Annotated in this window: 10 protein-coding genes; 6 read left to right on the plus strand and 4 right to left on the minus strand. The window is 72.2% G+C overall.

The window, feature by feature from the left end; translation table 11 throughout:
• The first annotated feature begins 116 nt into the window (after positions 1-116).
• The 5 genes from AB0G52_RS20835 to AB0G52_RS20855 all read left to right on the plus strand — a co-directional run bounded on the left by AB0G52_RS20835 (position 117) and on the right by AB0G52_RS20855 (position 6422).
• The gene (locus tag AB0G52_RS20835) at positions 117-2114 is read left to right on the plus strand and encodes an Ig-like domain repeat protein (protein WP_132890386.1); all 1998 of its coding nucleotides are present in this window, start codon (positions 117-119) and stop codon (positions 2112-2114) included.
• Between the two features lie 75 nt (positions 2115-2189).
• On the plus strand, positions 2190-3104 hold the full coding sequence (locus tag AB0G52_RS20840) for a sortase (RefSeq protein WP_132890387.1): 915 nt from the start codon (positions 2190-2192) through the stop codon (positions 3102-3104).
• A gap of 104 nt (positions 3105-3208) precedes the next feature.
• Complete coding sequence (gene pstB, locus AB0G52_RS20845) at positions 3209-4012, plus strand: phosphate ABC transporter ATP-binding protein PstB (protein ID WP_132890461.1); 804 nt, start codon at positions 3209-3211, stop codon at positions 4010-4012.
• Positions 4013-4230: 218 nt separating this feature from the next.
• Complete coding sequence (locus tag AB0G52_RS20850) at positions 4231-4494, plus strand: hypothetical protein (protein WP_132890388.1); 264 nt, start codon at positions 4231-4233, stop codon at positions 4492-4494.
• 131 nt (positions 4495-4625) lie between these two features.
• Entirely contained in the window at positions 4626-6422 is a 1797-nt protein-coding gene (locus tag AB0G52_RS20855; protein WP_132890389.1) for a phosphatidylglycerol lysyltransferase domain-containing protein, read from the plus strand.
• Between the two features lie 240 nt (positions 6423-6662).
• Here AB0G52_RS20855 and AB0G52_RS20860 read toward each other — a convergent pair whose 3' ends face one another.
• The 4 genes from AB0G52_RS20860 to AB0G52_RS20875 all read right to left on the minus strand — a co-directional run bounded on the left by AB0G52_RS20860 (position 6663) and on the right by AB0G52_RS20875 (position 10724).
• Positions 6663-8081: a HAMP domain-containing sensor histidine kinase gene (locus AB0G52_RS20860; protein ID WP_132890462.1), complete on the minus strand. Its 1419-nt coding sequence runs from the start codon at positions 8079-8081 to the stop codon at positions 6663-6665.
• A 36-nt stretch (positions 8082-8117) separates the two neighbouring features.
• The gene (locus AB0G52_RS20865) at positions 8118-8861 is read right to left on the minus strand and encodes a response regulator transcription factor (RefSeq protein ID WP_207921796.1); all 744 of its coding nucleotides are present in this window, start codon (positions 8859-8861) and stop codon (positions 8118-8120) included.
• 157 nt (positions 8862-9018) lie between these two features.
• On the minus strand, positions 9019-9621 hold the full coding sequence (locus AB0G52_RS20870) for an FMN reductase (protein ID WP_132890390.1): 603 nt from the start codon (positions 9619-9621) through the stop codon (positions 9019-9021).
• Positions 9618-10724, minus strand: a complete 1107-nt coding sequence (locus AB0G52_RS20875) for an LLM class flavin-dependent oxidoreductase (protein WP_132890391.1) — start codon at positions 10722-10724, stop codon at positions 9618-9620. Before AB0G52_RS20875 ends, AB0G52_RS20870 begins: the two co-directional genes overlap by 4 nt.
• A gap of 185 nt (positions 10725-10909) precedes the next feature.
• Here AB0G52_RS20875 and AB0G52_RS20880 point away from each other — a divergent pair, with 185 nt between their 5' ends.
• Positions 10910-12343 carry a DUF4157 domain-containing protein gene (locus AB0G52_RS20880; RefSeq protein ID WP_132890392.1) on the plus strand — a complete coding sequence of 478 codons (1434 nt, stop codon included), beginning with the start codon at positions 10910-10912 and terminating at the stop codon, positions 12341-12343.
• Positions 12344-12393 lie beyond the last annotated feature (50 nt).

Genomic DNA, 12393 nt, shown 5'->3' on the forward strand with positions numbered 1-12393 from the left:
GTGCTCCCCCACAGACGACCGTCCGCCCCGAAAGGCAGTCGGGGCGGACGGCCGGTACCACCCTGCCAGATCCTCTGGCAACACCCAGCCAGCTAGCTCTCGTCAGGAGACTCTCGATGCGCAATCTGCGCTCTTCGGCGGCGTTCGTCGCCGCGGCCGTGGTGGCCGGCGGCCTCGCCCTCGCCACCCCGGCGGTCGCGGACCCGGACGCCGGCGCCTTCCGCCAGCTGGTCGGCGTCGGCTCGGACACCACCCAGGACGTCCTCAACGCCCTCGCCGGCGACACCGTCAACGGCATCAGCTACGCCTCCACCGCCGTGAAGGCGACCTCCGGTGCCCGCATCGCCTCCTACGACGCGATCGAGCCCGGCACCGGCTCCACGGCGTCGAAGATCACCACCCGCACGGGCGGCCCCTCCTTCGCGCGCCCGAACGGCTCCGGCGCCGGCCGCAAGGCCCTGACCAAGTCGCTGACCGGCGAGCAGTGGCCGGACGGCACCGGCGTCGCCATCAAGAACCAGGTCGACTTCGGCCGCTCTTCCGGCGCCCCCTCCAGCTCGGGCACCGCGCTCACCTTCATCCCCATGGCGCGGGACGCCGTCGGCGTGGCGGTGCGCGGGCCGGGGCTGGACACGCTGACGGTGAAGCAGCTGCACGACATCTACAACGGCCAGCTGACCACGGTGAACGGCCAGACGGTGCACCCGAAGCTCCCGCAGCTGAACTCGGGCACCCGCAACTTCTTCCTCAACGCGATCGGCCTGAAGGACGACCAGCTCACCTCGAGCGTCCAGATCGTCCAGGAGAACCAGGGCAACGCCGCGCTCACCGAGGACGGCGCCCTCGTCCCGTTCTCGGTCGGCAGCTGGATCGCCCAGAACAACGGCGTCTCCCCCGACTACACCAAGACCTCCGTGGCCAACGGCGGTCACCTGGCCGCGATCCAGTTCGACGGCGACACCGGTGGCACCAGCCCGGTGACGACGGTCAACGGCAAGCTCAAGCCCGTCACCGACTACTACGAGAACGCCACCTTCGGCCGGGACGTCTACAACGTCGTCCCGACCCGCGAGGTCGACACCACCAGCATCTTCTTCGACCAGGACCTGTACGACATCTTCGTCACCAGCGGCAGCCACACCGCCGCCCTGGCCTCCGACGACGCCGAGAAGGTCATCGCCTCCTTCGGCTTCGTCAACGAGCCCTACAACGGCTTCATCAACCTCGCCAACAAGCACGTCAGGCAGGGTGGCCTGGAGGGTTCGGGCATCGACACGAGCGTGTCCGCCGCGCCCACCCTGAAGACGACCGCGGGTGACGCGAGCCTGAAGCTGAGCTGGACCCCCAGCACCATCGTCCCGGCCCTGCCGGTCACCGACTACCGCGTCACGCTGAAGGACGCGGACGGCGCCGTCGTCGCCTCCAAGGACCTCACGGCCTCCACCACGTCGTACTCCTTCACCGGCCTGGCCAACGGCACCTACACCGCCGCCGTCACCGCCGACAACCTCAGCGGCACGGGCGTGGAGGCCGCCTCGACCGTCGCCGTCAAGTACACCAGCACCACGACCGCCACCGCCGCCACCACCGCCTACGGCAAGACCCCGAAGGTCGCCGTCACCGTCGCCGGCTCGCACGGCGTGAAGCCGACCGGCAAGGTCACGGTGAAGGAGGGCTCCACCACCCTCGGCACCGGCACCCTCGACGCGTCCGGCAAGGTCACCATCGGCCTGTCGAACCACCTCAAGGTCGCCACGCACGCGCTGTCGGTGTCCTACGCGGGCAGCGCCGGCCTGAACGCGTCCTCGACGACCGCCTCCCTGAAGATCACCGAGGCCACGGCGTCGGTCGCCACCTCCGCCCCGGCCTCGGTGAGCCACACCGCCAAGGCCAGGGTCACCGTCAAGGTCACCGCCACCGGCACCACCCCGACCGGCACCGTCCGGATCTACGAGGGCTCCAAGGTCATCGCGACCGGCACCCTGAGCGGCGGCAAGGTCACCGTCACGCTGCCCAGGCTGGCCAGGGGCAAGCACACCCTGCACGCCTTCTACGCCGGTTCCTCGAGCGTGAACTCGAAGTCCGGCGCCAACTTCACCATCAAGTCCACCTGACCGGTTGACGGGCCCGCCGGGAGCCTCGTACGGCTCCCGGCGGCCCGCACGCACCTCTGAAGGAGGCGGGCCGCCGTGACGGTCGCCGTACCGACACCGAAAGCTCTGGCTCCGGCCGTGCCCCGCAGGCCCGTCGCCGGCCTCACCTACGTCCGCCACCTCTCGCGCGGCGGACTGCTCAGCCTCGCGGCCCTGCTGCTCGGCATCACCGCCCAGCTGCTGGTGTTCAGCGGCGCCCAGGAACACTCCGCGCAGCACGCCGGCTTCGACCGGCTGCGCGAACAACTCGCCCTCGGGACCGCGCCGGTGGCGCAGACCGGCCAGGACGGCAGGCTGCTGGCGCCGGGCACGCCGGTCGCGCTCGTCGAGATACCGAAGCTGGGCCTGAGCCAGGTGGTCCTGGAGGGCACCGACTCGTCCGTCACGACCGACGGCCCGGGGCACCGCCGGGACACCCCGATGCCCGGCCAGGCCGGCACCAGCGTGCTGATGGGACGGGCGGCGGCGTACGGCGGCCCGTTCGGCGGGCTCTCCCGGCTCGCCCCCGGTGACCCGGTCACCGTCACCACCGGCCAGGGCAGGGCGAGGTTCCAGGTCGTCGACGTACGGCGGGCCGGGGACCCGGCGCCGACGGCGCTCGCCGCCGGAAAGAGCCGGATCGTCCTCATCACCGCGACGGGACCGAGGTTCATGCCCTCGGGTGTCCTGCGCGTCGACGCGGACCTGGTCTCCGCGCCGTTCCAGACCCCGCCGGCCGTGATCCGGGCCGGCACCCTGCCCGGCTCCGAGGAGCCGCTGGCCCGGCCCTCCGGGGTGCCGTGGCCGCTGGTGATGTGGCTGCAGGCGCTGCTGCTCGCCGCGGTCGCCGCCGTCTGGACCTGGCACCGCTGGGGCCGCCACCAGACCTGGATCGTCTTCGCCCCGGTCGTCGCGGTGCTCGGCCTCCAGGTCGCGACGCGGACCACCGAACTGCTGCCGAACCTGTTGTGACCGAGGTGAGTGAAGTGAGCGAAGTGACCGAACTGACGCAAGCGACCGAAGCGACCGACGTGGCCGCCGCATCCCACGCGACCCACGCGACCGACACCGTCGTCCTGCCCGTCCCCGCGGTCGACGGCCCCGCGCCCGCCACCCTCGAAGCCCGGGCCGTCTCCGCCTGGTTCGGCTCGCACCAGGTGCTCAGCCGGGTGTCGCTGACCATGCCCTCCGGCGAGGTGACCGCGCTGATCGGCCCGTCCGGCTGCGGCAAGTCGACGTTCCTGCGCACCCTGAACCGGATGCACGAGCTGATCCCGTCCGCGCAGTTCGGCGGCGAGGTGCTCTTCGAGGGCGAGGACATCTACGACCCGTCCTGGCGGCTGACCGACGCCCGCCGCAGGATCGGCATGGTCTTCCAGAAGCCGAACCCGTTCCCGGCGATGTCGATCTACGACAACGTGGTGGCGGGTCTGCGGCTGACCGGCACCAAGGCGAACCGCCGGGAGAAGGACGAGCTGGTCGAGGAGTCCCTGACCCGCGCCGGCCTGTGGAAGGAGGTCCGTGACCGGCTCCGCCGGCCCGGCGGCGCGCTGTCCGGCGGTCAGCAGCAGCGCCTGTGCATCGCGCGGGCCCTGGCGGTCCGCCCCCGGGTCCTCCTCATGGACGAGCCCTGCTCGGCGCTGGACCCCACCTCCACCCGTCGCGTCGAGGAGACCATCCAGGACCTGGCCGGTCAGGTGACGATCGTCATCGTGACCCACAACATGCAGCAGGCGGCCCGCGTCTCCCAGCAGTGCGCGTTCTTCCTGGCGGAGCAGGGCACCCCCGGCGGCATCGTCGAGCACGGCGACACGGAGGCCGTCTTCAACTCCCCGCGGGACCGGCGCACGGCGGACTACGTGGCGGGCCGCTTCGGCTGAGCCGCGGTGCCGGCCGGTCCGCCGTACCGTCACCCCGCCGCACCCCGGCGTATCACCCGTGCGGGGCACGCCGGCCGCGGCGGCCACCGGCCGGACGGCCGGGCGATGTCCTCGATGTCCGGACTGGTGCGGATCCGCACGTCCGGAGGCGCCGCGGACCCTACGTATTGTAGGTTCCCCATCGGTCACGGCGGCCCGTCAGCTCATCGGGGGTACTCATGCACGGCTCGGACACGCAGGAGGCGCGGCGCCCGCTGACCCCCACGGTCGCGGTGCTGGTGGCGAGCCTGCTGGTCGCGGCGGTGGGCGTGTACGAGCTGTCCGGCTTCGGCCTGCACAGTCTCGACCGGCGCCCGCACCTGTTCAGCGACGGGCTGGCGACGGGCGGGGTGATCGTGGCGGCGGTGGCGGCCGGGGCGGCCATCGGCAACCTGGCGTGGATGCTGGCGGCCCGGCGGCGGGCGGAACGGGAGCACCGGTAAGGGTCACTCCGTCGTTTCACACCGTTTTCCCTACCGACGCGGATCATTCCCCTGCCGCCCACAGCTAACCTACAGAATGTAGGGTCGTCCCTCCGTCATCCCGTTCCCCGTCCCCAAGGCGATCGGTCACCATGCCCCCAGAGTTGTCGGCGCTGATCCCCGAGCGCGCGTCCGCCGCCCGCCGTGCCCCCACCACCGAGCCCGGCGGCGCACTGAGCAGACGAGCCGCCGACTTCACGGTCTGGTACCTGCGCGTGATCGCCGTGCTGAACATAGCGGCGGTACTGTCGCTGCCGTTCCGCCAGGAGGTGGACGAGCACAACAACGGCCGTATCACCCTGCACCTGCACCGGCAGCACGCCCACCACTCCGGGCAGTTCTTCACGCCGTACCTGGCGACCGCGGGCCTGGTCTCCGCCGCCCTCGCCATCTTCTTCGTCCTGGTGATGCGCCGCCGCAAGCGCGCGGCCTGGGTGGTCAACCTGGTGCTGTCCACCCCCCTGTTCGCGCTCTACGTCCTCGCGCTCACCCAGCACGAGTACCGCGCCCACGTCTTCAACTGGGTCTCCGCCGCCGTCACCGGCCTCTTCGTGGCCGCGCTGCTGGTCGGCCGCCGGGAGTTCATCGCGGTCGGCGACCCGTCGAACCCGAAGACGGCCGCGGCGGTGGCCGCGGGCGGCGTCCTGGTCACCGGCGGCCTGGGCACCCTCCTCGTGCACGCGACGAACAAGCTCCCCGGCGCCACCCTGCCCGACGAGATCGCCTACACCCTGCTCCGGGGCGTCAGCGTCGGCCCGCTCGCCGACCACGTGACGGCGGTCCACGCCCCCCGCTGGACCGACATCATCATCAACATCCTGCTCGCGGCCGCCTTCTGCCTGGTCCTGTGGGCAGGCTTCCGCTCGCCCCGCGGCCGTCGGCTGCTCAGCGCGGAGGACGAGGAGCGGCTGCGCGGCCTGCTGGAGAAGCAGGGCGCCCGTGACTCCCTCGGCTACTTCGCGCTGCGCCGCGACAAGGCGGCGATCTTCTCCCCGACCGGGAAGGCCGCGGTCACCTACCGCGTCGTCGGCGGCGTCAGCCTCGCCTCCGGCGATCCGATCGGTGACCCGGAGGCCTGGCCGGGCGCGATCGACGCGTGGCTGACGGAGGCCCGCCGGCACGCGTGGACGCCCGCCGTCATGGGCGCGAGCGAGGAGGCGGGCACCGTCTACGCCCGGCACGGCCTGGACGCCCTCGAACTGGGTGATGAGGCGATCGTCGACATCGCCGACTTCACGCTCGAAGGCCGCGCGATGCGGGTCGTCCGGCAGGCCCACAACCGGGTCCGCCGGGCCGGCTACACGGTCCGCATCCGCCGCCACGAGGACATCCCCGCGGACGAGCTGGCGCTGCTCATCGACCGGGCCGACCACTGGCGCGACGGCGCCACCGAACGCGGCTTCTCGATGGCCCTCGGGCGCCTCGGCGACCCGGCGGACGGCCGCTGCGTGATGCTGGAGTGCCGGGACGCCGACGACACCCCGCGCGCCCTCCTCAGCTTCGTCCCCTGGGGCGAGCACGGCCTCTCCCTCGACCTGATGCGCCGCGACCGCAACTCCGAGAACGGCCTGATGGAGTTCATGGTGGTCGAACTGCTCCTGCGCGCGTCCGAGCTGAAGGTCGACCGGGTCTCCCTGAACTTCGCGATGTTCCGCTCGGTCTTCGAACGCGGCTCCCGCCTCGGCGCGGGCCCGGTCCTGCGCCTGTGGCACGCGACCCTCACCTTCTTCTCCCGCTGGTGGCAGATCGAGTCCCTGTATCGCGCGAACGCGAAGTACCGCCCGGTGTGGGAGCCCCGCTACCTGCTCTTCGCCCGCAGCAGCGACATCCCCCGCATCGGCCTGGCGAGCGCCCGCGCGGAGGGGTTCCTCACCCTTCCCTGGGGGTGACCCGCGGGACCCCGGACCAGCGGCTGAGGGCATCGGCCACCTCCCAGGCATCCGCCGGGACGTGCGCCGACGCCCGCCGCGCCGGCCCCGTCGGCAGACGTCGAAGGCGTCCTCGCCCGCCCGCACCGCCGGTTCGGACAGGCCCTGGCGCCCCGGACCGGTGGGCACTGCCGGGCTCCGGCACCGCCGCCAGGTCCGTTCCGGTACCCGGGCCGGGATGCGCAGGGCCGGGCCCCGCGGTCAGACGCGGGGCTCGCCGCTCGTGAAGCCCCCGCCCACCGTGAACCCGATCACCGCGCCGCCGCCCTCCCGGCGGGAGGCGAAGGGGGCGCCGCCGTGGGCCATGGCCACCTCGCGGACGATGGACAGGCCGAGGCCGGAGCCAGGCAGGGAGCGGGCGTCGGCGGCGCGGTAGAAGCGGTCGAAGATGCGGATCAGGTCGCCCTCGGCGATGCCGGGACCGCGGTCCAGGACCTCCACGCGGACCGCGCCCGGCCGGGCGGGGCCGGTGATCCTGAGCTCGATGGGGGCCTTGCCGTCCCGGTCGAACTTGGCCGCGTTCTCCACCAGGTTGGACATGGCCCGCTGCAGCATCCCGGGGCGGCCGTCGGTGGTCGTGTCCCCGCTGTAGCGGAGCAGGATCTCCCGGCCGGTACGGCGCCTGGCCAGCACGGCCACCTCCTCCGCGATGTCGACGAGGTCCACCTGCTGCGGCGGCTCCGTGTCCGACTGCCCGGCCGCCAGGTCGACCAGCTCGTTGACCAGGTCGGTCAGCTCACGCGCCTCCTGGCCCAGGTCGGCGACGAGTTCGTCACGGGTGGCGGGCGGGAGTTCGTCGATACGGCGGAGCAGGGAGATGTTCGTGCGCAGGGAGGTCAGGGGCGTGCGGAGTTCGTGCCCGGCGTCCTGGACCAGCCGCCGCTGGTCCTCCTCGGACTGGGCGAGGCGGCCCAGCATCCGGTCGAAGGCGCGGCCGAGCCGCCCCACCTCGTCCAGACCGGTCACCGGCACCTGGATGCCGAGCTGCCGGGTGCGGGCCACGTCCTCCGCGGCCGAGGTCAGGATCACCAGCCGGCGGGTGATCCGCCGGGCCAGCCACCAGCCGATCAGCCCGGCGGCGACCACGACCGCCGCCATCAGCGCCAGCGTCCGCTGCTGGAGCGCCCGCAGCAGGTCCTCGGTGTCGCTGAACTCCTGCGCCACCTGGACCGCGCCCCGCCCGTCGCCGAGCGCGACCGTGGCGATCCGGAACAGGTCCTCACCGACCCGGACGTCCTTGTGCTCGACCGTCTTCCCGGCGGCCCTGGCGGTGGCCGCGGCCCGGTCCCGGGCGGTGACCGGCAGCACCGGGCTGCCGTGGTCGACGATCTCGCCCTGCGCGCCGAGCACCTGGACGTCGGTGCGGGCCGGCCGGACCAGGTCGTGTCCGGGCCGGGAGGAGGAGAAGTCGTCCGGCATCATCCGGTGCTGCTTGACCTCGCCCTGGACGTCGGAGACGACCTGCGTGAACACCGACTGCTGGTCGACGCGGACCAGCCGGGCGGCGGCGTTGTACGACAGGATGCCGACGACGATCGTGACGGCCGCGGTGACCGCCGCGAAGGAGACGACGAAGGTGGTGCGCAGGGAGACGAGTCCCGGCCGTCGGCGGGCCAGCATCCGTCCGATCCGCTCCGGCCGCCCGAGGCGGCCCACTCAGTCCTCCCGCAGCACGTAACCCACGCCCCGCACGGTGTGGATCAGCTGCGGGGCGCCGGGCTCGTCGAGCTTGCGGCGCAGGTAGCCGACATAGACGGCGAGGTTCTTGGAGCCGGGCCCGAAGTCGTAGCCCCAGATGCGGTCGTAGATCGTGGAGTGGTCGAGGACGATCCCGGCGTTGCGGGCGAGCAGTTCGAGGAGTTCGAACTCGGTGCGGGTCAGCTCCAGCTCGCGGCGGCCGCGCCAGGCCCGGCGGGCCTGGAGGTCCATGCGCAGGCCGGCCGCCTCGATCTGCCGGTCGGAGATCTGCGGCTCACGCCCGGAGTCGGCGCCGACGGACACCCCGCCACCACCGCCACCGCCGGCCGGCACCGGGGAGGTGCGGCGCAGCAGCGCGCGCAGCCGGGCGAAGACCTCCTCGACGTCGAAGGGCTTGACCACGTAGTCGTCGGCGCCGGCGTCCAGGCCCGCGATCCGGTCGGCGGTCTCGACCAGCGCGGTCAGCATGAGGATCGGGGTGCGGTCGCCCTCCGCGCGCAGGACCCGGCAGACCTGGAGACCGTCGATGCCGGGCATCATCACGTCGAGGAGGAGGACGTCGGGGCGGGTGCGGTGGGCGTGCGCCAAGGCTTCCACGCCGTCCGCGACCGCGGTCACCTCGTAACCCTCCAGGGTGAGGGCACGCTCCAGGGCGTGGCGGATGGCGCGGTCGTCTTCGGCGAGCAGCACAGTCTGGGGCACGTCCCCAGTCTGCCAAGGCCATCGGGGGTTGGCCGGGGTGAGCGGGTCTACGATCACCCTTTTTACCTGCCTCTCACCGTCACAACGGAACCCGCGTGGCGTTTCCGCTTCGGGCGCGTGGGGGCCGGTCACGCGGGCCCCCGCGCCCCTGGCCCCGTCAGCCGGCGGCCAGCCTCGCCAGCTGCTCCGCGAACGGCACCACCGGCAGGCCGGCGTCCGGCTTGCGGGGCGTGACCCCCGACAGCCCGGACATCAGCGCCGCCAGCTCCCCCGCCGCCCGCTCGACCCGGCCCTCCAGGCCCTCCGCGCCCCAGTCCTCGGACGCCGCGTAGACGCCCGTCGGCACGACCACGGCCCGCAGGTAGGCGAACATCGGCCGCAGCGCGTGCTCCAGGACCAGCGAGTGCCGGGCCGTGCCGCCGGTCGCCGCGATCAGCACCGGCTTGCCGACCAGCGCCTCCTTGTCGAGCACGTCGAAGAACGACTTGAACAGTCCGCTGTACGACGCCGTGAACACCGGGGTCACGGCGATCAGGCCGTCCGCCTCGGTCACCGCCGCCAGGGCGGCCGCCAGCTTGCGCCCCGGGAACCCGTTGGTGAAGTTGTGCGCGATCTCCACCGCGAGGTCGCGCAGCTCCACGAGCTCGACCTCCACTCCGGCGCCGGCCGGGGCCCGGCCCACCGCGGCGGCCAGCCGGTCGGCCAGCAGCCGGGTGGACGAGGGCACGCTCAGCCCCGCCGAGACGACGACGAGCTTCATGCCTGGACCTCCTCCTTCTCCGCGACCGCCGTGGTGGCGGCGGCGACGAGCGACGCGTGGGTGGGTGCCTCGGGGACGTCCGCCGGGCGGCCCTTCGCGAACTCCTCGCGCAGGACCGGGACGACCTCCTCGCCGAGCATGTCGAGCTGCTCCAGGACCGTCTTGAGCGGCAGTCCCGCGTGGTCCATCAGGAACAGCTGGCGCTGGTAGTCGCCGGCGTACTCGCGGAAGGCCAGCGTCTTCTCGATCACCTGCTGCGGCGAGCCCACCGTGAGCGGGGTCTGGTCGGTGAAGTCCTCCAGGGAGGGCCCGTGGCCGTAGACCGGCGCGTTGTCGAAGTACGGCCGGAACTCGCGCACCGCGTCCTGCGAGTTCTTCCGCATGAACACCTGGCCGCCGAGGCCGACGATCGCCTGCTCGGGCGTGCCGTGCCCGTAGTGCGCGAACCGCGTCCGGTAGAACTCGACCATCCGCTTGGTGTGGTCGGCGGGCCAGAAGATGTTGTTGTGGAAGAAGCCGTCGCCGTAGTACGCGGCCTGCTCGGCTATCTCGGGCGAGCGGATCGAGCCGTGCCAGACGAACGGCGGCACGTCGTCCATCGGCCGCGGGGTGGAGGTGAAGCCCTGCAGCGGCGTGCGGAACTTGCCCTCCCAGTCGACGACGTCCTCGCGCCACAGCCGGCGCAGCAGGGCGTAGTTCTCGATGGCGAGGTTGATGCCCTCGCGGATGTCCTGCCCGAACCAGGGGTAGACCGGCCCGGTGTTGCCGCGGCCCATCATCAGGTCCACCCGGCCGTCGGCCAGGTGCTGGAGCATCGCGAAGTCCTCGGCGATCTTCACCGGGTCGTTGGTGGTGATGAGGGTGGTGGAGGTGGAGAGGACCAGCTTCTCCGTGCGCGCGGCGATGTAACCGAGCATGGTGGTCGGCGACGACGGCACGAACGGCGGGTTGTGGTGCTCACCGGTCGCGAAGACGTCGAGCCCGACCTCCTCGGCCTTCAGCGCGATCGCGACCATCGCCTTGATGCGCTCCCGCTCGGTCGGCGCCCGTCCCGTGGTGGGGTCCGGCGTGACGTCGCCGACCGTGAAGATCCCGAACTGCATGCTCGCTCACCCTCCAGGTTGTTTACGATTCAACTATACCCGGAGAACGAGACCCCATCGCCACCTATTCCCCACGCCCTCTGCCCGATAGGGCCGCAAGTCTGCCCCCGCATCCCTGGGAACGCGGACCTTCCTCGTGTGAGGGTGAGGGTTTGATTCGCCTTGACCGCCGGAGGAAGGAACACATGGGACTCGCCCGCGACGAGAACACCACGACCGGGCAACGGCGGGCACCGCAACGACCGAGAGCGATCCCGACGACCGCCGGAACGACGGTGCAGCGGATGCTCGCCGAGCAGAGCCGCGCCGGTAACCAGGCGGTCGTCGAGATGCTGCGGCGGTCCGGACACCCGGGCGCACAGGACCGGCACCAGCACGGCCCGGCATGCGGGCACCGGTCGTCGCAGCCGCCGGTCCAGCGCTCCGCACCGGGCAGCACCGTCGCGCGCACCGAGGACGAGCACGGCCACAGCGAGGTGCACGACACCAGCCCGGAAGGGCAGAGCGCCCTGCTGGCCGCTGCCATGAGCTCGTCGAGCGAGTCACTGCCCTCGTCGGTCGTGGCGAAGGCCGGGGCCTTCTACCAGAACGACCGGCTCTCCTCGACCCGCGTCCACCGCGACGCGGTCGCCCAGCGTGCCACGGCCGCGATGGGCGCCCAGGCCATGACCGTCGGCAACCACATCTTCCTCTCCGCCGGCACCGCGGGCGACGACAAGCTGATCGGCCACGAACTCAGCCACGTCGACAAGAACCTCAAGGGGCTGCCCGAGACCGGCAACAGCAACGGCGCCGGCGTCACCATCACCGACCCGAGGCAGGACTCCGAACAGGCGGCCGAGCGGGACGGCAGCGCCTACGCCGCGGGCCAGGCGACCGCCCCCTCCCTCGCCGCCCCGCGTGCGGCGGCGAACGACTCGCACGGACCCGTCCAGCGGATGCCGGAGGAAGGGGAGTCCTCGGAGGCGCCCCAGGGCGGACGGCGGCTCGCGCTGGAGAGCAAGGCGGCGGACGCCAGCATCGAGGATCACATCGCGCAGCTGCCCGAGGACAGCGAAGAGGAAGTCATCCTGAAGCGCGGCGTGACGCCCACGCAGCGGATGCATCTCCAGAAGGAGATCATCCGCGGCTCGTTCGTCAGCTTCCCGGCGATTCTCAGGCAGCCCGACGAGAACGCCACCCGCCCCGACCCGACGCACGTCTACGAGTACACGAGCCAGCATCGCAACGACAACACCGCACAGCTGATCGAGTTCTCCACGAATCCCACGACGGCCCTCCAGTTCGCGACGGAAGCCCGGTTCGGCTACCTGCTCACCATCCGGATCAAGCGGAAGTACCTGATGAAGGGGTCCCAGAGCGAGTTCGGCTGGATCTCGAGACAGGGCGCGCCCTACGACATCGTCGCGGTCGAGCGCAGGGACTCCACGGCGGAGGGAATCGTCGCGCTGACCGAGGCAGAGTTCCGCGAAGTGGTCAGGAACGAGGAGATGGCCGAGTTCCTGCTCTCGGTCCAGGACCCGATCGCGATGGCCGCCCACCTGAGCAGGTTCCAGGGAGCGGAGAAGCTGGCGGAGGCCCGGCGGATCACGAGCCTCAGGAACCAGATGTACAGCTGAGCGGCCGGGTCAGAACGCGTACGGGTCCCCGGTCGCCGGCACCGGCACCC

Origin of the sequence: Streptomyces sp. NPDC021562, assembly GCF_040640875.1 — a bacterium.
Lineage (GTDB): Bacteria > Actinomycetota > Actinomycetes > Streptomycetales > Streptomycetaceae > Streptomyces.